Consider the following 19,589-nt stretch of genomic DNA (forward strand, 5'->3'; position numbering starts at 1 on the left):
AGTCAGGGCACATAACTGCGCACAAGTGCGCTGGCGATCAACGCCCAACCATCCGCGATCACAAAGAACGCAAGCTTGAACGGCAATGAGACCGTTGCCGGGGGCACCATCATCATCCCCATCGACATCAGCACCGCCGCAACGACAAGATCGATGATCAGGAATGGCAGAAAAATCAGAAACCCGATCTGAAAAGCGCGCGCAATCTCTGACAGCATGAAGGAAGGCATCAGAACGGACAGTGGCGCTTGAGGCGACAATTGCATCTCGGCGCCATCCGGGCGCAGCGCCACCATAGCCTGAAACGTATCAGCATCCAGACGCGCCGCCATGAAACTGCGAAACGGCTCTAATGCGCGCTCAAGCGCAGGTTCTACGTCGAGCGTTTCTTCGAACATTGGCTGAATCCCCGTCTCCCACGCTTCGGTAAAAACGGGTTCCATGATGAAGTAGGTCAAGAACAGCGCCAGACTGACAATCAGCATGTTGGGTGGCGATTGCTGCAGCCCGATCCCTTGCCGCAGGATCGCCAGTACGGTGATCAGGAACGGGAAACAGGTGATCATGATCGCCAGACCCGGTGCTAGGCTCAGCACAGTGATCAGCAGGATCAGTTGGATCGTTCGGGCCGAGATCGATCCGCCCTCGCCCAAAGACAGCGACAATTCCTGCGCTGCCCCGCCGGAGGGTATGGCCAGCAACAGCGCCAGCCAGAACAGGTGGCGCATCATCCGATCCCGTTTTGCAGATCCGAGATTTCAGTAAGCCGCACGGCCAGTTGTCCGGCCTGATCCCCTTCCATTTCTTCCAACAGGCCGCGTGCAACCAACTGATCCCCGACATAGAGGTCAACAGGGTCCTCGATCCGCTTATCCAGCGTAAGAACGGCATTTTCGCCCATGTTCAGCAGATCACGGATCAGCGGCCGCGCCCGTCCGACCGATACTGTGACCTCGATCGGGACAGCCTCAAACGGGTTGGGCCTTTCGGGTTTTGTGGGTTGGGGGTCACTCATTTGACAATGCCTCTTTTGCTTCAAACAGATATGCGTCAAACGCTGTAGCGATAGACGAAAGCAGCGCGGCGCAATCCACCTCGCGCTGTGCCGTTCCGACCTGCAAACGCGCTTGCCCAGGTTCTAAGGACAGGTCCTCAGACACATGCGGGCGCGGCGAGAATTCAGGCGGCAAGATTGCTTCGACCTGCTCTGCCGTTCCGACCGGGACAGTGAGTTGCATCGGCTGCCCGATCTGCTCGCGAGCCATTTCGCTTAACTGCTCGGCTATCCGCGTGGCGAAGCTGCGCTCGACGGTCTCAGGCAAAACAACTTGAACTAGGCTCTGGAACATAGGCTCCAGTGACAATGTCATGCGGGTCAACGCTTCCTGATAGGTGAATGACAGATCGGACAGTGTTGCAGACAGATCAGAGCTAAGCTGTACCCCGCCCTGCTCTTGTGCCTGAATCGCATCCTCCCAGCCTGCGCCATAGCCTTGTTCAAACGCGGCAAGACGTTGTTCTTCCAACGCGTCCTCATCCATGAGATGGACCGCAACACCCGCTGCTGGAGCAGTGAAATCTTCAAGGAGATGAGCGATCGACATCACACCTTCTCCTCGCCTTCTTCAAGCCAGCTACGCAGGATCTCAACCGTCTCTTCTTGCTTGTCGCCGATCATGGCGCGCAAACGGTCAACTGGATCTTCACCGCGCGTATTGGCAAGCGCTGGGACGTTCGGCTGTGCCGGATCCGGGAGAGGCGCAAAGTCCTGCGTGTCTGCGCTGGCGATTTCTCCGGTGAGGTAAGCGGCGGGATCGGCATCAGTCGGTACGCCCGCTGGCAGTAGCGCCGGTACGGCGGATTTCGTCAGGATCGGACGGATGACAAACAGACCCAATACAAGGGAGACCAGCGCAAAAACCACCATCTGGATCAGCGACATGACATCCAAATGGATCTTCTGCCAGATCGACGCCGATACCAGTGTGCCCTGTGGTTCGACCACAGGTAGATCGAGCGATTTCAGAGTGATCACATCGCCGCGTTCAGCATTAAAACCAACCGCCGAGGCAACAAGTTCCTCAAGCGCATCCAGCTCGGGTTGCGGCATGGGTTCAAAACTCTCGACACCATCTGCACCCACGGTTCGCGCGCCGTTGACCAGAACGGCAACTGTCAGGCGTTTGATCGCTCCGGGTGCACGGTGCACTTCAAGCTCGGTCTCGGAAACCTCATAATTTACCCGCTCACGGGTCTGAGTGGCGTTTGAGTTAGATTCGTCGCCGCCGGCCCCATCCCCATCAGGCAGGTTCGAGGCCACGGTGACATCTGCCGACTGATTGCGCGCGCTATCGGATCGCTCTTCAACATCGGTGCTGATTGCAACACGACCCTTTGGATCAAAACGCCGCTCACGAATTGATTCCGTTTCGGTCACAGTGTCGACGCTGACTTCGACCACCGCGTTACCCGTGCCGACCCGAGCTTCAACCAGCCTCAAGACCTTTTCGCGCAGTTGGCGCGCCTTGTCATCTGCGGTATCCGCAGCCACAGCCGTATCTTGCGCCCCAATCACGGCACCGTTCGAATCTACAACTGTGACATTTTCCGGCGCCAGCCCACTTATGGCTGAGGCCACCAGAAACCGGATCGCCTTGGCCTGATCGCCCGTGATCTGCGCGCCCGAAGGCACCAAATAAACCGACGCAGTGGGTGCCACGCTGCGTTGAAACGGATTGGCCGAGCCATTGGCAATATGGACCCGTGCCTGGCTGACATGCGGGCTGCCAACGATCGTACGCGCCAGTTCACCTTCTTTTGCGCGCCAATACGCGGCATCAAACATCTGCGATGTAGTGCCAAAGCCGCTGAGGGAATCGAGCAATTCGTATCCCCGATTGCCGTTTGCAGGCAGGCCCTCGCTGGCCAAGGTCATGCGCAGCTCATCCCGTTGCGCACCCGGGACGTAGATCGAGCCACCACGTATTTCGTAGGCAACACCGCGCTGATCCAATGACCGCACGATATCGCCAGCCGCCCCGCTTTCGAGCCCGGCATAAAGCAGGGTCATCGACGGTGCTGTTACAAGTCGCGACATCGCGAGCACACCTAGAAACACCAGTGCAACCGCACCAGCTACGACAATTTGTTTACGCCTGTCCAAACTTGCCCAGACAGTTCCGATCTGCTGCACGCTCACCTCCGACTCACCGACATTCTGTGCGGCTCTGCCCTTGTTTGGACGATTGCCCTTAACAATCGGTTAGTCCCTGAGGGGTTATGACGGTTGCCGAACAAATAGATGAGGACCGCATGACCGACGCAACCGCAGATGAGGCAGAAGCCCCTAAGAAGTCAGGGAAAAAGGGCCTGTTGGTTGGCCTGATTCTGGCCATCGCGGGTGGTGCGGGGGGCTATTTCGTAACCGCGTCCGGCCTGTTTCCCATTGGGGTTGGCGAGAAGGCGAAAGATACGGAAGCGAAGGGCGACGAGATTTCTGTAACAGCCCTTCCCGATGTGAAATTTGTCGATCTTCCGCCGGTGATTCTCTCGGTCAGAACAGATGATTCGCGTCATCTGAAATTTCATGCACAGCTTGAGGTGAATGCGGGCCATGCCGCCGAGGTTGAAAAGATGCAGCCCCGAATCATGGATGTTCTGAACAGCTATCTGCGGGCGGTGGAATTAACCGATCTCGAAGACTCTTTGGCTTTGATGAGGATACGCGGGCACTTGCTGCGGCGCATCGAAATCGTCGTGGGTGAAGGCCGCGTACGCGACGTTTTGGTGATGGAATTTGTGTTGAACTAGGAGGCGAAGGTGGAGCTGATTGCCGATATTCTGCTGGTTGCAGGTGCGCTTGGCGCGGGGTTGTATTGTTTCGTCCTTTCGCGGCGTCTGAAACGATTTACCGATCTGGAGAAAGGCGTGGGCGGTGCGGTTTCTGTTCTGTCCACTCAGGCCGAGGAATTACGCAATTCTCTGGATAGCGCGCGCCAGGCTTCTGACGATTCGGGGGTCGCGTTGCAGGCATTGACCGAACGGGCGGAAATCGTTGCACAGCGATTGGAGCTGATGATGGCTTCGATGCATGATGTTGTGCAAGACGATCCGTCAGAACCCGAAACGCCTGAGGAACACCCGCTTGAAAAGCCTGATGAAGACAGGGCGGATGAGGTTTCGGACACGCCAAAGCACACGCCTGAACCGGCAATCGAAACGCCCAATGAAGAATCCGATCCGCCTGCTGAGGCCGCAGAGGACACACCCGAGCCAGCGGAAAAAAAACCCGAAGGGCTCATGTTCTTTCGACACGCCGCAACATCAGGCGGAGCGGCGCAATGATCCGAAGCAAAACCAGAGCGCCAGCCCAACGCACGCGCGGGGGTGTTCTGACGGTTATCTCATTGCTGATGGTCGGCTCTGCAGTCATTCGGATCGGGCTTGAAGCCGGTCCAGCTCTGGCGCGTGGGGCCGATCCCGAAATGACCGCCTTGGACGGCGCTGAGAATCCAGAGGCCAGCGCAGCCGATCTGCAAGTTTTGCTGACAGAATTGCTGCGTCGTGAGGACGAACTGAACCGGCGCGAGAATACGATAATCGACCGAGAGCGGGCTTTGGACATCGCGGATGAGGCTATCGAAACCCGTCTGATCATGTTGCAAGAGGCCGAAGAAGCCCTGCGCGAAACGGTGGCGATTGCCGAAAAGGCCGCCGAAACCGATCTGACGCAACTGACCGACGTTTATCAGAGCATGAAACCCAAGGATGCCGCCGCTTTGTTCGAGACGATGGACGCTGTATTTGCGGCTGGTTTTCTATCCCGTATGCCGCCCGACGCCGCCGCCAACGTGATGGCCGGTCTCAGCCCCCAAGCCGCCTATACGATCAGCGTGATCATGGCCGGGCGCAACGCCCGTGCACCGCAGGAATAAAGCCGATGCGTGATCAGCAATGCAACCCTAACACCGGAGATTTTTCATGATCGGAATCATCGGAATTGCAGTCATATTTGTCATGGTGTTCGGTGGCTATCTGGCCGCCGGTGGCAAGATGACCATCATCATGAAATCACTGCCTTTTGAGATGATGATGATCGGAGGGGCAGCCGTCGGCGCGTTCCTGATCAGCAATGATATGGGTGGTATCAAACATACTGCCAAGGATATCGCCAAGGTGTTCAAGGGGCCGAAGTGGAAGCCCGAAGATTATCGCGATCTGCTGTGCCTGCTGTTTTCATTGATCAGAATCGCGCGTGCAAATCCGGTCGAAGTTGAGCAACACATTGAAGAGCCGGAAAACTCGACGCTCTTTTCCAGTTACCCCAAGATTCAAGCCGATAAAGAGGCGGTGGATCTGATCTGCGACACTATGCGGTCGGCGGCGATGAATTATGACGATCCGCATCAGGTCGAAGAGGTTCTGGAAAAGCGGATGGAGGCCAATTTCCACCACGCCATGCACTCAAGCCACGCGCTGCAAACTGTTGCGGATGGATTGCCAGCCCTCGGGATTGTGGCCGCCGTTCTGGGGGTGATCAAGACCATGGGCTCGATCGACCAGCCTCCGGAAGTTCTGGGGAAACTGATCGGCGGCGCGCTGGTTGGCACATTTCTGGGCGTTTTCCTCGCCTACGGGCTGGTCGGGCCCTTCGCGGGCAAGCTGAAAACCGTGGTCGAGGAGGACAACCATTTTTATCAGCTCATCAAAGAGGTTCTGGTGGCGAACCTGCACAACCACAATGCGGCGATGTGCATCGAAGTGGGCCGTCAGAACACTCCAACGCACAATCGCCCGGGCTTTTCCGAGCTTGAAGAGGCACTGAAGGAAATCAAACAGGCCGCAGCATGATCCGCTTACTAACATTGGTCTTGTTTGCCATTGGCACCGGCGTTTCCGCACAAAGCTTGCGCGTGCGTTCGGGCGAACATGATGGATATACACGTCTGGTGGTGCAGGTGCCTGCAGGTACAGAATGGGCTCTGGATCAAGGTCCGAATGGCGCTCAACTTCGTGTCGCAATAGATAACGTCTCGTTCGACACCACGTCGGTTTTCAATCGGCTGTCGGGCGGCAGGCTTCAATCGCTGGGTCAATCCGAACCGGGAGCTGCGCTGGACATGACATTCGGATGTGAATGCGTGGCCACGGCATTTCTACACAGGCAAACCATGGTGGTGATAGATATCGGCCCAGGCAAGCCACCACCTGCAAGTGACACGCCGACGCCATTTGCATCGCCGTCTGTTGAGAAAAAATCAGCCGCAGAGACTGCTTTTGCCGAAGTCCCCGCCGCTGCACTGGCGCTACCTTTGTTGGATCTGGATCAACGAGATTTCGAACAGCAGCTAATATCGCGTATCCTGCAAAGCGCAGATCGAGAAGTCATAGACCTTCATCTTGCAGGCGTAGGGCGCAGGCACTCAACCGAATTTGGGCCGTTGCGATCATCAGAGCAACCGATATCAAATCTGCGCGTATCATCGGTTCTCGATGACGTTTCAGGGCTGGCTCATCTGGCAATCCCGCAGATCGACGACAAACCTGAATGTATCACCGATAGCGAATTGGCATTCGACGCATGGTCGGGCACTGGGCCGTTTTCTATGGGCGTAGCAGATTTGCGGATTGGGCTGTTTCAGGAATTCGATCGGCTTGACCAAGCACTCGCAATGGATCTGGCAAAGCTCTACACATATTTCGGATTTGGCGCCGAAGCGCTCCAAGCGCTGTCGCTGCAATCGGACTCCACGAGTGAACAGAGCAGGCTAGCGATCATTGCATCTGTTATGGACAATTTGCCCACCCCAACGCCTAACCCCTTCGAAGAGCTGCAACGCTGCGAAGGAAGCGCCGGGCTCTGGGCGCTTTTAAGCACCGGAGAACTGGATTCGGATGCCGATGTGAAGGCGATTGAACGCAGCTTTGGGCGGCTTCCGCAGCATCTTCGGCAGAATTTGGGCCCGGACTTGGCAGAGATTCTTGTTTCCGCGAACCATCTCGAAGCATCACGCCGCGTATTGCGCGCAGTAGAACGAGTGCTCGAAGTAAAGCCTGCCGACATAACGCTGACGAAAGCCAAAATCGCGGATGCACAAGGCGACACCGACACCGCTGAATCGCTGTTAGGCGAAGTTGTTTCCGATTCCAGCGCCGCAACCGAGGCACCACTGGCCTTGGCCCGCTTGATCGAGAAACGCTGGTCAGATCGAGGGGCGGTATCACCCAAAGAGCTTGACCTAATCGCGAGCTATGCCCGTGAGCTTCGGAAAGCTGATCTTGGCCCAATGATGGCGCAAGCGCACACGCTGGCTATGGCTTTGTCAAATGATTTTGCTGGTGCCATGGATGGCCTTAAGGCCGCTCCAAAATCCCGCGAATGGCACAGAACAGGTGATCAAGTGCACCAGCTGCTTGCCGAGCGGGCAGATGACATCACCTTCCTGCGACATGTTTTCGCGATGACTGACAAGCAGCGAAATGCACTCACGCTCGGGACTGTCGTCGCTGCGGCAGAACGATTGGTCGATTTGGGATTTCCTGCGCAGGCCTATGCGTTGTCAAATCGCCCTCAGGATCGAGGGCAAAAGTTTGATCGTGCACAGGTTCGAGCGCGCGCTGCGCTTTTGAATGGTCGCCCGCATAAGGCTCTGCTGGAAATCGAGGAAGATGCGTCAGACAGTGCGCATGAGCTGCGTGCCCAAGCTATGGAAAAGGCTGGGGATTTCGAAGCGGCCGCGCATGCGCTTCGTGAAATTGGCGAGACCGATGCGGCGGACCGCTATTCCTGGCTGGCCGGTGCGGACAACGAGGAAAGCGTTGGAACAAATGTCTTCGCCGATCTGACACGGATCAGAATGTCTCTGACCAACCCGATAGAGCGGCAGCCGGACAAGCCGTTATCGGACGCGGCAACGCTGTTGCAAGACAGTGCTATGGCGCGCGAACAGATCACTGAAATGCTTGAGAAGGTGCAGGCTCATCCAACGACCCAAATCCCAGAGGGTTAGTTCATTTTCAATCTATTGCACTCGAGGTACACGCAGACGAGCGGTCGCCCCTTAATCGGGTCTAATCAAGAGAATTTGGCAACTACTTCGTCAGCCTTCGGGTGGATCGTAGATAAGTTCGGCCAAGCCGGAAAAGCGCGACGTCACCTGAGGTAGCTCTAGAATGAATTGACAGATCTGATCTGCCCGTGATGATCCCAAGACCGGGGCTGCAAATTCAGTGAACTTGTCGATAATCTCTTGACGACTCAGCGGGTCCTCGGGACCACCACGTGCGTTCAGGTCGCCAGAGTCATAGACGGTTCCATCTGAGGTTTCGATCACCACATCCGCCCATCTTCCGTCAGGGAACCGAGCCGAATGGCGCGGGCTTTCGGTGACGGTAATCCTTGACATCACCCTTGCTACGTCGGGATCTGACAGACCTGCCCCCGAGATTTGTTCAACCCCAATGCGACCATGTACCGCTTGAGCGGCTGCGGCGAATGGCAGGGAGTATTGCGCTTGTGACGTGGTCTCCGGGTGGCCCGCAAACAAACAGGTCGCCTCATGAAAGCTGTTGATACGGATGCGTTCGATCTGCTGGTGCGACAAACCATGTTGCTGCATCAGCACCCGAACGCCATCAATTGCGGCGTGGGCCCAACGGCAGATCGGATAGGGTTTGATATATTGCTGCTCGACCTGCCAAACACTGCCCAGATCAGCCCAATGCGGTGTCACCTCGGCGGCCTCGATCGTGATGGCGGGGGCGCCGGTAAATCCGCGTTCGGCCAAAACGGCCGACGACAGACCAACCAAGGCACCCCAGCCAGAGCCGTCATGCAACATGGTGGGGGTCGCGATCTCGCGCATCATCTGACTGCGCGGCCCATGGAATTCGGCGATCCCTAACCCCTGGCGGAGCTGTTCGGGTGAATGACCGCGCAGGCGCGCCGCCATGGCAGCCACGCCTAACGCATTCCACGCCCCGGACGTATGATAATCGGTGACGGTGGCATGCAAAGAAAGCCCTGCCCGACCGGCGATTTCATACCCAACGATCAGCGCTGCAAGTGCGTCCGGACCTGTTAACTCGGGCGATCGTTCCGCCAGCGCAGCAAGCGCGGGAACCACGGCGACCCCGATATGCCCCTTGACCGGATTAAAGCCATCATGCGCATCCAGATTGTCAGTCTGCGTCGCAGTGGCATAGGCCGCACCGGCCAGACTGGCACAGCGGCCATCAAACAGCATCCGCGCGCTGAAATCAGGGTCTGAACTTGCATAGAGCAATGTCGCAGTGTCACGCGCTATGACCCCGGCCTGCATCGGACCAGCCGCGATCAGAACACCGAGCGTGTCAAGCAGCAACAACGCCGCCGTTTCCTTTGCAGATACAGGTATCTCTTCGGCCGTACGGGTCAGTATAAAATCACTGACCCGGCCAAATGTGTTCGTCATTGTGCAGGCTCTATCGCAGGTATTTCACCCCTAAGTTTCTGCCCCTTTGGATCGAATGGGGGCTCTGTGAGGATGCGGGCTTTGTGGGGGGCACCGAGGATGAATATCTCGACAGTGTCGCCCGGTTTTGCCGCACTTGGGTTTGCATAGCCGAGGGCCAGGGATTTGCCGACCGAATAGCCATATGCGCCAGATGTTACACGGCCAACAGGGGTGCCATCGGGGGTAAAGATTGGCTCACCTCCGGTGGCATCTGCAGTTGAGGCTTCGACCTCAAAGACACACAAAACTTCGCGCGGAGCGTTGTCTTTGACTGCTAGGTAGGCATCCTTGTGCAGGAAATCTTTATCCAGCTTGATCAAACCTGCCAGGCCAACCTCTTGCGGCCAGTATTCCTGAGAATATTCCCGCCCCCAGGACCCATAGCCCTTTTCGATACGCAACGATCCCAGCGCGCGGCCCCCCACCGGGCCGCCGTTCAGGTCTTTGGCGGCTTCGAGAAGTGCGGAATTGAGCCTGATTTGATCGGATTCCGCACAGTGTAATTCCCAACCCAGATCGCCGGTAAAGCTGACGCGGATGGCCAGACAGGCGATACCGGCCACCTCGATGCGACGTGAACGCATAAAGCGGAAGGCTTCATTCGACAGATCCGCGTTGGTCAGCCGCTGCAGCAGGTCGCGCGCTTTGGGCCCGGCCACGTTGAAGCCTGCAATGCGATCGGTAGCGACCTCGAACGTGGTGCCTTCGGGCAGTTCGATCATGTTGAAAAAGCGCTGATGATACCGCTCGGCCATGCCCGAACCGATCATCATGTATTCCTCATCGGCAACCTTTGTGATGGTGAAGTCACCTGCCACACCACCACGCACCGAGATAAGCGGCGTCAGACAGGACCGGCCAACCTCGGTTGGGACCCGGTTGGCGACAAGGGCATCCAGCCAGTCATGGGCACCCGGCCCCTTGATCACATAATTGGCGAAGTTCGAGATATCGATGACACCGACATGATCGCGCAGCATCTGCGCTTCGCGGCCCACGGGTTCCCACCAGTTTTGGCGCGTGAACCCATTGGTTTCCCGTGCGCCGGGCTGGTCCGCGAACCACAAGGGATGTTCCCAGCCGCAGTTCAGGCCAAAGACACAGCCCAAATCCTTTTGCATCTCGTAGGCGGGGCGCACCCGGGCCGGGCGTCCGGCGCTGCGTTCTTCGTTGGGGAAATGGATGGCGAAGCGATGGGTATAGACATCTTCGACCCGCGCTTTGGTAAAGGCCTTGTCGGCCCAGTCACCAAACCGGGCCAGATCCCAGGCGAACATGTCATATTGCGGCTCACCCTCAATCATCCATTGCGCCGACAACAGGCCCAGCCCGCCCGATTGCGAGAAACCGGGAATGATGCCGGTGCAACAGAAATAGTTCTGCAACTCGGGCACCGGACCCCAGATCGCGTTGCTATCGGGTGACCAGATCATCGGCCCGTTGATCACCCGTTTAACGCCCGCCGTGGCGGCAACGGGTACGCGTTCGGTTGCGCGGATGACGTTTTCCATGATCCGGTCCAGATCGTCAGGGAACAGGTCATGCGCAAAATCCAGCGGGGTGCCGTTTTCGGCCCAGAATTTCATGTCCTTCTCATAGGCACCGATGAGCAGACCATTGCCTTCCTGCCGGAAGTAATACTCGCCATCCCGGTCGGCGATCGAGGGCAGACGGCGGTCCAGATTGGCGACCTCGTCAATGGTTTCGGTGACAAAATACTGATGCTCGGTCGGCTGCAACGGCAATTCAATCCCGGCCATCGCCGCAACTTCACGCCCCCACAGACCGCCTGCGTTCACCACCCATTGGGTGTGGATGACACCTTTTTCGGTGCGCACGATCCAGGACCCATCTGGTTGCTGTTCAGTCCCTATTACGGGGCAAAACCGTTCAATCGTGGCCCCCATCGCGCGGGCACCAGCGGCATAGGCATGAGTCACGCCCGAGGGATCGACATTGCCGCCATCGGGTTCGTACATGATGCAGCGAATATCGTCGAACTGCGCCAGAGGGTGCAGCTCTTTGGCCTCTTCGCGGCTAATCTCATGGAAGTTCAGACCATAGAACCGCGCCTTCGCTTCTTGCAGGCGGAGCTGATGTTCACGGTCTTCTGTCTGCGCCAGATACAGCGAACCGGGTTGGAACACGCCGCAGCCTTGGCCGGTCGAGGCCTCAAGCTCTTTGTACAAATTCATTGTATAGTGCTGGATGCGGGTGATGTTGTTGTTGTCATGCAGCCCGTGGATATTCGCCGCAGCATGCCAGGTTGAACCCGACGTCAGCTCATCGCGTTCAAGCAACACCACATCACGCCAGCCCAGCTTGGCCAGATGATACAATATCGAGCAGCCAACAAGACCGCCCCCAATAACTACGGCCTGAGCATGCGTTTTCATGGTGAACTCCTGTTTGCGGTCTTGGCGCTTGCAGGAAAGTCAGCCACAGGTGGATGTCAGGTTATGCTCTGTTCCCGACGCGAAATGTCGGAAACAGAACCTGCTTGATCGGTTTTGATCAATAGGGCGCCTCAACATCATTCATCGAGACATACACTGTTTTCACCTCGCTGAAGTGATTGATCGCCAGTTTCGAGTTTTCGCGTCCAACTCCCGACATCTTGGACCCGCCGAACGGCGCTTCGACGGGGGCGAGATTATAGGTGTTTATATAACAAGTTCCCGCTTCGAATCCTGCCACGATGCGATGGGCGCGGGTCAGATCATTGGTGAAAACTCCAGCCGCCAGACCGAACTCAGTGTCATTGGCACGGGCCATCACCTCTTCTTCGGTGTCAAAATCAAGAACTGACATGACGGGGCCAAAAATCTCTTCTCGGGCGATTGCCATCTCGTCGGTGACGTCAGCAAAGACTGTGGGAAGCATATAGAATCCATCGCCTGCAGCCCGTTCACCGCCATAGACCAACCGCGCGCCCTCGGCCTTGCCTTTTTCGACATAGCTTAGGGCGATATTCATCTGGTTTTCGCTGACCATCGGGCCAAAGTTGACCTCTTCATCAAGCGGATCACCAATTTTTGCAGTGGCAAGGCGTTCGGTCAGGCGCGTAAGGAATGCTTCCTTTATACCTTTTTGCACAAACACACGGGTACCGTTGGAACAGACCTGCCCAGAGGAATAGAAATTGCCCAGGATCGCGCCGGATACGGCGTTCTCGATATCTGCGTCGTCAAACACGATCATCGGGGACTTGCCGCCCAATTCCATGGTGACGTGTTTCATGCTGTCAGCCGCCGCCGCATAGACTTTGCGCCCAGTCGGGACCGACCCGGTCAGTGAGACTTTGGCAACGCGCGGGTCGGTGACCAGTTTAGCCCCGACATCACCGTAGCCTTGCACAACGTTGTAGACCCCTTTGGGTGCGCCCGCTTCGACCAGAATCTCTGCCACCTGCAATGCGGATAAAGGCGTCGTTTCGGACGGTTTGAAAACCATTGTGTTTCCGCAAGCCAGCGCCGGGGCGCCTTTCCAGCACGCGATCTGTGTCGGATAGTTCCAAGCCCCAATACCAACGCAGACACCCAAAGCCTCGCGAATGGTATACACGAAATCTCCGCCACCCAACGGTATGTGTTCACCGGTCAACGACCCGGCCAGACCGCCAAAATACTCCAGCGCATCGGCACCACTGGTCGCGTCAGCCACCAATGTCTCTTGCAGAGGCTTGCCCGTGTCATGAGTTTCCAGGATCGAGAGGTCACGATTGCGATCCCGCATGATGTCGGCAGCACGCCGTAACACCCTGCCCCGTTCGGTGCCTGACATGGCAGCCCAGTCTGCTTGGGCCGATTTTGCACTGTTTAGAGCCTGTTCCAGGATCTCAGGCGTCGCAGAATGCAGCCGCGCGATGACTTCGCCGGTGGCTGGATAGATGACATCGATGGGTGCACCATTTGTATCTTCGACATACTCACCGTTGATGAAATGGCTGGCCTTGGGCTGAAACTTCATGCCGATTCCCTTTTTGTTCGATCCCTCTGGAAAAAAGGAATCTCATGCGTCGCGGACTCGGTTATATATTATTAACTGATCAGTCAATAAACTACAGGATTGGCATGTTCTCGCCGAGATTTAACAGCCAATTCTTGAAATAAAAGGTTAATGTTCTATTTATGTTCTACATAGTCAGAGGATTACCCGATGGCCCAGAACATGCGAAATTCCGCCCTTGGCGGCCCGTCAAATGATTATCACCTATTGCCCGTGACAGACCGGCAGATGCGCTTTGCCCGAGCTATCGCGCGGCAATCAGCACTTGAGATTCCGGTCGAAGCGCAGCGCGATCGTAAATCCCTGTCAGATTGGATATCGGTGCATAAACCGCATGACCCGTCGCCGTTTGCAAATTATCCGACCGGAAAGCAGGTTGCCTTTGCCGAGCGTATCTCGCGCAGCAAACGCCGCCCAATCCCGTCCGAGTGTTTCCGCGACAAGCAGATGATGTCGCGCTGGATCGATCAGAACAAATAGGTCGCTCTACTTGCTGTGGTTGCGTGAATAAAGCGCAACGGCAGCGGCAACAAACATGCCCAACAGAATATAGCCCGTCACAGCCTCGGCCACGGCCAGGCCGCGGCACAGCCCGATCGGAGACATGTCGCCATATCCAACCGTGGTGAAGGTGACATATGAGAAATACAGGATATCCGCCGGTCCTTTGGCACCGACAACACAGCGATCCGCGTACCCGAAGGCCCCGTAGACGGCGGCAAATAGGAAGGGCACGACTTGAATGAAGGACACCCCCATCAGGAACAGTATTTTGCGCGGGGATTTCACCTGTGTCAGGTAGTAGTAAGATTGCGACACCATCCAGATGACCAGACCGATCGATGCAATCGTCCCGATCGTATCACCTGCTGCCGTCTCATTCAGGCGCGACAGGCCATACCAAGCAAGGAAACTGGCCAGAACCAGCCCAAACGCCGCCAGCAGGGTGGATTTCCATTCTTCCAGAGTTCTGGGTTCATGGGTCATGGGCGCTCCGTCTGTCAGGCCTGAGCTTCATCATCCGATTTCCAGTGCGACCTGCAAGCTGAAATCAGTCGGACCCCAGATGCTCTTCACCCCGTGCGCGGGCCAGTTTGATCTGTTTCTGCCGCTCGCGGAATCGCGCCTTGTCCTGTTCGGAGGTCTCATCGACACATCGGTGGCACGACACACCATGCTCGTACTCGGGGCGTTTCACATCTTCGGGCAGGATGGGACGGCGGCACCCGTGGCACAGCTTGTGTGGGCCTTCGACCAGCCCATGCCCCACTGAGACGCGGTTGTCGAAGACAAAGCAATCGCCTTGCCAGCTGCTGTCTTCGGGCGGCATTTCTTCGAGATATCGCAAGATACCGCCTTTCAGATGATAGACATCCTCAACCCCTTGCCCCAGCAGGTAGTTGGTGGATTTCTCACAACGTATTCCGCCAGTGCAGAACATAGCCACGCGCTTGTTGTGAAACCGATCCTTGTTTTCTTCCCACCAAGCGGGGAAATCGCGAAAACTTGCTGTGTTAGGGTCGATTGCGCCCTCAAATGTGCCAATCGCCACCTCATAATCGTTGCGCGTGTCGATCACCACCACATCGTCCGAGCGGATCAGATCATTCCAGTCCTTAGGTTCGACATAGTTGCCAACATTGGCGCGCGGATCGACATCGGGCTGACCCATTGTGACGATCTCTTTCTTCAATCGGACCTTCATCTTGCCAAAAGGCGGATGGTCTGACTTCGCCTCTTTCCACTCCAAATCAGCGCATCCCGGCAAGGCTTGAATATGCGCCAACACCGCATCGATCCCGTCCCGAGGGCCTGCAATTGTGCCATTGATCCCCTCCTGCGCCAGCAGAAGGGTCCCCTTGACCGATTGAGCACGGCAAAGCTCTTGCAAGGCTGGGCGCAACGCATCAGGGTCAGAGAAACGCGTGAAATGATAGAGAGCAGCAATAGTGTACATGTGCGCGATCTAATGCCCTTGGTGAAAACACACAAGAGACTGCATTGACGACACCCGCTGCGCGCCATACCGATATCGTAAGAGAAGGAGACCGACATGGCCCACGCGCTGATCGTTATCGATGTTCAGAATGATTTCTGCCCCGGAGGCGCGCTTGCCGTCGCAGGAGGGGATGAAATCGTTGCTCCGATCAACGCGATCATGGATGGATTCGACGCAGTGATCCTGACGCAAGACTGGCATCCTGCAGGCCATTCCTCATTCGCAAGCTCACACCCCGGCAAATCCCCGTTCGAGTTAATCGACATGCCCTACGGCGCACAGGTGTTGTGGCCAGATCATTGTGTGCAGGGCAGCAAGGGGGCGGCCTTTCATCCTGATTTGCGTACCGATGGTGATCTTATCATCCGCAAAGGCTTTCGCAGCGCCATCGACAGCTACTCTGCTTTCTTCGAAAATGATCATTCCACAGTAACCGGTCTAAAGGGATATCTTGAGACACGTGGGATCACGCAGCTGACCATGGTTGGGCTGGCGACGGATTTCTGCGTGCATTATTCGGCCGTTGATGCGGCACGGCTTGGCTTTGAGGTTACCGTCAAAACCGAACTGTGCCGTGCCATCGATATGGACGGTTCTTTGGCCGCAGGAGAGCAGGCCATGCGTGATGCAGATGTTCAATTGGATTGATTAACCCAAAGAGGCGCCATGGGCCGCAAGCAGCCTAAACAGAACATATAAGATGGCGGCCAGCCCCAGCGCGAACCCGATACGACCGGTTGCAGAGCGACGCGTTGATCGCTCGGGTCTAGGGCGCGGTGGTTGCAAAGGCCGATCTGGTACCGACCGTTTCACGGAACCCGGCTTTGCGTTTCTGATATGGGCCAGAAAGTGATGGAAGTCGAATTCCCCACTGTACTCACCCTGAACACCCATGTTCCGTACATTTGCAAAAAGACGCTTCAGAATCGCAATGCGATCATGGGTATCTTCCGGCCTGTAATAGCCACGCGCCAAATGCCCATCTGCCCCATACAAGCTAAAGCCGGATTCCAAAAAAATCCTGCGAATCTTGGGTGACGCAGCGCGCAAGGCGTCCGCTGTCTTGATATCCCTGAACTGCGCCCGCACTGGGGGCCGTCCTGTTATCGCTGTATGGCCATGCTCGGGATCAACCTCATCCGGAGCTATGGCAACAATGTCAAAATCGTACTCGAGACTCATACACTAACTACAACCTTCATTTCCATCCCCACCCCTCACTAAAGCGTGAAGGTAACCCACAATAAGCCCGTAATGTGTTCAGTCATAGGCATTGTTCCCAATCCCGCGACTCTTGCCATTTCGTGCTCCGATTGATCTAACAACGGAAATTGCAGGAGGTCCCCATGGTCGATATCGCGACGCGGGTCTACAATCACAAATGGAAGATTGACCCAATTGTGCGGTCATTAATCGACACAGACTTCTACAAACTGCTGATGTGCCAGTCAGTGTTTCGAAATAAGCCTCAAACCGACGTCGTATTCTCGTTGATCAACCGCTCGAATCACGTTCCATTGGCCCATTTGATCGACGAAGGTGAGCTGCGCGAGCAGTTGGATCACATCCGCTCGCTTAGCCTCAGCCGGGGCGAAAGCACCTGGCTGCGCGGAAATACATTCTATGGCAAACGCCAGATGTTCCGCCCGGATTTCATGGAATGGTTCGAAGATTTGCGCCTGCCGCCCTACCATCTGGAACGCAAAGGTGACCAATACGAGCTGACCTTCGAGGGCAAGTGGCACGAGGTCATGTTGTGGGAAATCCCTGCGCTTGCGGTTCTGATGGAATTGCGGTCCCGCGCAGTGCTGAACGGCATGCGCCGGTTCGAGCTGCAGGTGCTTTATGCGCGCGCGATGACGCGTGTTTGGGAAAAGATTGCTCAGCTTCGCACTATCGACGGGTTGGGGATCGCAGATTTCGGCACGCGGCGCAGGCATTCATTTCTGTGGCAGGATTGGTGCGTGCAGGCGATGATCGAAGGATTGGGGCCTTCGTTTACCGGTACATCAAATTGCCTGATCGCCATGCGACGCGAGGTTGAGGCGATCGGCACTAACGCACATGAGCTGCCGATGGTCTATTCTGCCCTGGCTGAAAACGACACCGAACTAGCGCAGGCCCCGTATGATGTTCTCAGCGATTGGCACGAAGAACATGACGGCAATCTGCGCATTGTCCTGCCCGACACCTACGGCACCAAAGGCTTTCTGGACCGCGCCCCTGATTGGCTGGCCGGATGGACTGGCATCCGAATTGACAGCGGGGACCCTGCCGCCGCGGCCGAAATCGCGATAAATTGGTGGAATTCACGTGGTGAGGACCCAAAGCAAAAACGCGTCATTTTCTCGGATGGTCTCGACGTCGACAAAATTCGCGAACTACATGCAAAGTTCGCGGACAGGACCAATGTTTCCTTCGGCTGGGGGACGCTGTTGACCAATGATTTCAGGGGGCTGGTGCCGAATGACGCGCTGGCCCCGTTTTCGCTGGTGTGCAAGGCGGTCTCGGCAAATGGTCGCCCGACAGTCAAGCTATCGGACAACCCGGAAAAGGCCATGGGACCTACCGATCAGATCGAGCGGTACAAGCGTGTGTTTGGCGTGGGAGCTCAGCAGGCGATCGAAGTCATCGTTTAGCCGTGATAGGCGGCAACCGTTTTTAGTTGCGAGAACCCATAGAGCGCCTCGAACCCTTTTTCGCGGCCGTGGCCGGATTTCCCGACACCTCCAAAGGGCAGCTCAACACCGCCGCCTGCGCCGTAGTTATTGATGAATACCTGCCCAGTCCGTAGCCCTTTGGCCAGTCGCATCTGGCGGGCACCATCCCGGGTCCAGACGCTGGCGACAAGGCCGTAGTCGGTGGAATTGGCGATGGTTAGAGCCTGCTCTTCAGTATCAAACGGGATTAAAACCTGCACGGGTCCAAAGATTTCGTCTTGCGCCAGTACGTGATCAGGCGGGACATCGGCAAAGAGAGTAGGCTGAACATAGGCCCCACTTTCAGGGGCGTTTTCTACGATCTGTCCCTGTCCGGTAATGGCCAGATCTGCGCCTTTCTCCAGAAAGCGGGTGACGATCTGTTTCTGCCGTTCCGAGATCAACGGCCCGACGCGCAGGTCGTTCATCGCGGGGCCCACCGTTAGTTGGCTGTAAGCTTCTGCCATGCGGGCTTTGACACCTTCGTAGATACCCCGCTGCACCAGAATGCGCGACGAGGCTGAGCAGGTCTGGCCTGCATTCTGAATGCCCGCATTCACCAGAAACGGCAGCGCCGCATCCAGATCGGCATCGTCAAAAACCAGTTGCGGGGACTTGCCGCCCAGTTCCAGCGTGACAGGAACAACGTTTCGACCTGCCTCTTGCTGCACTAATGCACCCGTAGCAACCGAACCAGTGAATGAGATGTGATCGACGCCCGGATGCGCCGACAATGCGGCGCCTGCTTCGGCCCCCAAGCCGGGCACCACGTTCAAAGCTCCGGGCGGTAATCCAGCCTCAAGCGCCAGATGGGCAAATGCCAAGGCGGTCAGGCACGCCTCTTCTGAAGGTTTCAGCACACAGGCATTGCCCATCGCCAGCGCAGCGCCGACCGAACGGCCAATGATCTGCATCGGATAGTTCCATGGCACGATATGGCCGGTCACGCCATGCGGCTCGCGTAGTGTATAAACGGTGTATCCATCGAGATAGGGAATAGTTTCCCCCATAACCTTATCCGCCGCACCCCCGTAGAATTCGCAGTATCGCGCCAAAGCAATCGCATCCGCCCGCGCCTGGGTCAGAGGTTTGCCGACATCCATCGCCTCTAGCTGCGCCAGATCCTCAACGCGTTCCAGAACCAATTGCCCTATACGGTTGAGAATCCGCCCACGCTCTAGCGCTGTCATCCGACCCCAATCGCTCTCGCAGGCGGCTCGGGCGGCCCGCACGGCGGCGTCGATATCGGCTTCACTACCTCGGGCGATCTGACAGATTTCTGAACCGTCCGAGGGGTTCGTCAGAGGCAGCGATTGGCCCGAGGCGGGCGCTATCCACTCCCCACCAATCAGGCAGAGGTTGGGATCGAACCAGAGGGGATTAGACATT

19 protein-coding genes are annotated in these 19,589 nt (G+C 56.8%); 8 read left to right on the top strand and 11 right to left on the bottom strand.

The annotated features are described in order from the left end of the window. Nucleotides 1–2: 2 nt before the first annotated feature. The 4 genes from fliP to fliF are packed head-to-tail and all read right to left on the bottom strand — an operon-like array spanning nt 3 to nt 3,193. Nucleotides 3–731, bottom strand: coding sequence for a flagellar type III secretion system pore protein FliP (gene fliP / locus ACR0NN_RS18620; protein ID WP_170725194.1), 729 nt, complete (start codon nt 729–731; stop codon nt 3–5). Then, the gene (locus ACR0NN_RS18625) at nt 728–1,015 is read right to left on the bottom strand and encodes a FliM/FliN family flagellar motor C-terminal domain-containing protein (protein WP_170684319.1); all 288 of its coding nucleotides are present in this window, start codon (nt 1,013–1,015) and stop codon (nt 728–730) included. Before ACR0NN_RS18625 ends, fliP begins: the two co-directional genes overlap by 4 nt. Further along, nucleotides 1,008–1,604 (bottom strand): ABC transporter ATP-binding protein, encoded by a 597-nt coding sequence (locus ACR0NN_RS18630; RefSeq protein ID WP_170725193.1) that lies wholly within the window; start codon nt 1,602–1,604, stop codon nt 1,008–1,010. Before ACR0NN_RS18630 ends, ACR0NN_RS18625 begins: the two co-directional genes overlap by 8 nt. Beyond that, nucleotides 1,604–3,193, bottom strand: coding sequence for a flagellar basal-body MS-ring/collar protein FliF (fliF, locus tag ACR0NN_RS18635; protein WP_170725192.1), 1,590 nt, complete (start codon nt 3,191–3,193; stop codon nt 1,604–1,606). Before fliF ends, ACR0NN_RS18630 begins: the two co-directional genes overlap by 1 nt. A 119-nt stretch (nt 3,194–3,312) precedes the next feature. Here fliF and ACR0NN_RS18640 point away from each other — a divergent pair, with 119 nt between their 5' ends. From ACR0NN_RS18640 to ACR0NN_RS18660, 5 genes are read left to right on the top strand one after another with little or no spacing between them, the layout of a single operon-like run. After that, nucleotides 3,313–3,810 carry a flagellar basal body-associated FliL family protein gene (locus tag ACR0NN_RS18640; protein ID WP_170725191.1) on the top strand — a complete coding sequence of 166 codons (498 nt, stop codon included), beginning with the start codon at nt 3,313–3,315 and terminating at the stop codon, nt 3,808–3,810. Nucleotides 3,811–3,819: 9 nt separating this feature from the next. After that, complete coding sequence (locus tag ACR0NN_RS18645) at nt 3,820–4,344, top strand: hypothetical protein (RefSeq protein WP_170725190.1); 525 nt, start codon at nt 3,820–3,822, stop codon at nt 4,342–4,344. Further along, nucleotides 4,341–4,934, top strand: coding sequence for a MotE family protein (locus ACR0NN_RS18650; RefSeq protein WP_170725189.1), 594 nt, complete (start codon nt 4,341–4,343; stop codon nt 4,932–4,934). Before ACR0NN_RS18645 ends, ACR0NN_RS18650 begins: the two co-directional genes overlap by 4 nt. Nucleotides 4,935–4,980: 46 nt before the next feature. Then, nucleotides 4,981–5,850, top strand: coding sequence for a flagellar motor stator protein MotA (gene motA, locus ACR0NN_RS18655; RefSeq protein ID WP_170725188.1), 870 nt, complete (start codon nt 4,981–4,983; stop codon nt 5,848–5,850). Then, entirely contained in the window at nt 5,847–8,009 is a 2,163-nt protein-coding gene (locus ACR0NN_RS18660) for a hypothetical protein (protein ID WP_170725187.1), read from the top strand. The genes motA and ACR0NN_RS18660 overlap by 4 nt, the downstream gene beginning before the upstream one ends. A 90-nt stretch (nt 8,010–8,099) precedes the next feature. Here ACR0NN_RS18660 and ACR0NN_RS18665 read toward each other — a convergent pair whose 3' ends face one another. The 3 genes from ACR0NN_RS18665 to betB form a co-directional block, all read right to left on the bottom strand. Next, complete coding sequence (locus tag ACR0NN_RS18665) at nt 8,100–9,452, bottom strand: MmgE/PrpD family protein (protein WP_170725186.1); 1,353 nt, start codon at nt 9,450–9,452, stop codon at nt 8,100–8,102. Then, nucleotides 9,449–11,890, bottom strand: coding sequence for a GcvT family protein (locus ACR0NN_RS18670; RefSeq protein WP_480685282.1), 2,442 nt, complete (start codon nt 11,888–11,890; stop codon nt 9,449–9,451). Before ACR0NN_RS18670 ends, ACR0NN_RS18665 begins: the two co-directional genes overlap by 4 nt. A 118-nt stretch (nt 11,891–12,008) precedes the next feature. Beyond that, nucleotides 12,009–13,463, bottom strand: a complete 1,455-nt coding sequence (gene betB / locus ACR0NN_RS18675; protein WP_480685284.1) for a betaine-aldehyde dehydrogenase — start codon at nt 13,461–13,463, stop codon at nt 12,009–12,011. Nucleotides 13,464–13,652: 189 nt separating this feature from the next. On the opposite strand from betB, the gene ACR0NN_RS18680 reads away from it, so the two are divergent. Beyond that, nucleotides 13,653–13,982, top strand: coding sequence for a hypothetical protein (locus ACR0NN_RS18680; RefSeq protein WP_170725183.1), 330 nt, complete (start codon nt 13,653–13,655; stop codon nt 13,980–13,982). Between the two features lie 6 nt (nt 13,983–13,988). On the opposite strand, the gene ACR0NN_RS18685 is transcribed toward ACR0NN_RS18680, so the two are convergent. Together ACR0NN_RS18685 and trhO are read right to left on the bottom strand one after the other, a co-directional pair. Beyond that, nucleotides 13,989–14,489, bottom strand: a complete 501-nt coding sequence (locus ACR0NN_RS18685; RefSeq protein ID WP_170684331.1) for a potassium channel family protein — start codon at nt 14,487–14,489, stop codon at nt 13,989–13,991. Nucleotides 14,490–14,553: 64 nt separating this feature from the next. Beyond that, on the bottom strand, nt 14,554–15,459 hold the full coding sequence (gene trhO, locus ACR0NN_RS18690; RefSeq protein ID WP_170725182.1) for an oxygen-dependent tRNA uridine(34) hydroxylase TrhO: 906 nt from the start codon (nt 15,457–15,459) through the stop codon (nt 14,554–14,556). A gap of 96 nt (nt 15,460–15,555) precedes the next feature. Here trhO and pncA point away from each other — a divergent pair, with 96 nt between their 5' ends. Further along, entirely contained in the window at nt 15,556–16,149 is a 594-nt protein-coding gene (gene pncA, locus ACR0NN_RS18695; protein ID WP_170725181.1) for a bifunctional nicotinamidase/pyrazinamidase, read from the top strand. Here the strand turns inward: pncA and ACR0NN_RS18700 are convergent, their stop codons facing one another. Beyond that, the gene (locus tag ACR0NN_RS18700; RefSeq protein ID WP_170725180.1) at nt 16,150–16,683 is read right to left on the bottom strand and encodes a hypothetical protein; all 534 of its coding nucleotides are present in this window, start codon (nt 16,681–16,683) and stop codon (nt 16,150–16,152) included. Nucleotides 16,684–16,847: 164 nt separating this feature from the next. Here ACR0NN_RS18700 and pncB point away from each other — a divergent pair, with 164 nt between their 5' ends. Then, on the top strand, nt 16,848–18,140 hold the full coding sequence (pncB, locus tag ACR0NN_RS18705; RefSeq protein ID WP_170725179.1) for a nicotinate phosphoribosyltransferase: 1,293 nt from the start codon (nt 16,848–16,850) through the stop codon (nt 18,138–18,140). Here pncB and ACR0NN_RS18710 read toward each other — a convergent pair. After that, nucleotides 18,137–19,588, bottom strand: a complete 1,452-nt coding sequence (locus tag ACR0NN_RS18710) for an aldehyde dehydrogenase family protein (protein WP_480685288.1) — start codon at nt 19,586–19,588, stop codon at nt 18,137–18,139. The two genes, pncB and ACR0NN_RS18710, sit on opposite strands and share 4 nt — an antisense overlap. Nucleotide 19,589: the final 1 nt, after the last annotated feature.

Source organism: Ruegeria sp. BA2 (assembly GCF_056539605.1).

Excerpts from the sequence above, each read along its gene's own strand:
- fliP (WP_170725194.1), bottom strand. The coding sequence starts at position 731 with ATGATGCGCCACCTGTTCTGGCTGGCGCTGTTGCTGGCCATACCCTCC.
- ACR0NN_RS18625 (WP_170684319.1), bottom strand. The coding sequence starts at position 1,015 with ATGAGTGACCCCCAACCCACAAAACCCGAAAGGCCCAACCCGTTTGAG.
- ACR0NN_RS18630 (WP_170725193.1), bottom strand. The coding sequence starts at position 1,604 with ATGTCGATCGCTCATCTCCTTGAAGATTTCACTGCTCCAGCAGCGGGT.
- ACR0NN_RS18640 (WP_170725191.1), top strand. The coding sequence starts at position 3,313 with ATGACCGACGCAACCGCAGATGAGGCAGAAGCCCCTAAGAAGTCAGGG.
- ACR0NN_RS18650 (WP_170725189.1), top strand. The coding sequence starts at position 4,341 with ATGATCCGAAGCAAAACCAGAGCGCCAGCCCAACGCACGCGCGGGGGT.
- motA (WP_170725188.1), top strand. The coding sequence starts at position 4,981 with ATGATCGGAATCATCGGAATTGCAGTCATATTTGTCATGGTGTTCGGT.
- ACR0NN_RS18660 (WP_170725187.1), top strand. The coding sequence starts at position 5,847 with ATGATCCGCTTACTAACATTGGTCTTGTTTGCCATTGGCACCGGCGTT.
- ACR0NN_RS18665 (WP_170725186.1), bottom strand. The coding sequence starts at position 9,452 with ATGACGAACACATTTGGCCGGGTCAGTGATTTTATACTGACCCGTACG.
- ACR0NN_RS18670 (WP_480685282.1), bottom strand. The coding sequence starts at position 11,890 with ATGAAAACGCATGCTCAGGCCGTAGTTATTGGGGGCGGTCTTGTTGGC.
- betB (WP_480685284.1), bottom strand. The coding sequence starts at position 13,463 with ATGAAGTTTCAGCCCAAGGCCAGCCATTTCATCAACGGTGAGTATGTC.
- ACR0NN_RS18680 (WP_170725183.1), top strand. The coding sequence starts at position 13,653 with ATGGCCCAGAACATGCGAAATTCCGCCCTTGGCGGCCCGTCAAATGAT.
- ACR0NN_RS18685 (WP_170684331.1), bottom strand. The coding sequence starts at position 14,489 with ATGACCCATGAACCCAGAACTCTGGAAGAATGGAAATCCACCCTGCTG.
- trhO (WP_170725182.1), bottom strand. The coding sequence starts at position 15,459 with ATGTACACTATTGCTGCTCTCTATCATTTCACGCGTTTCTCTGACCCT.
- pncA (WP_170725181.1), top strand. The coding sequence starts at position 15,556 with ATGGCCCACGCGCTGATCGTTATCGATGTTCAGAATGATTTCTGCCCC.
- ACR0NN_RS18700 (WP_170725180.1), bottom strand. The coding sequence starts at position 16,683 with ATGAGTCTCGAGTACGATTTTGACATTGTTGCCATAGCTCCGGATGAG.
- pncB (WP_170725179.1), top strand. The coding sequence starts at position 16,848 with ATGGTCGATATCGCGACGCGGGTCTACAATCACAAATGGAAGATTGAC.
- ACR0NN_RS18710 (WP_480685288.1), bottom strand. The coding sequence starts at position 19,588 with ATGTCTAATCCCCTCTGGTTCGATCCCAACCTCTGCCTGATTGGTGGG.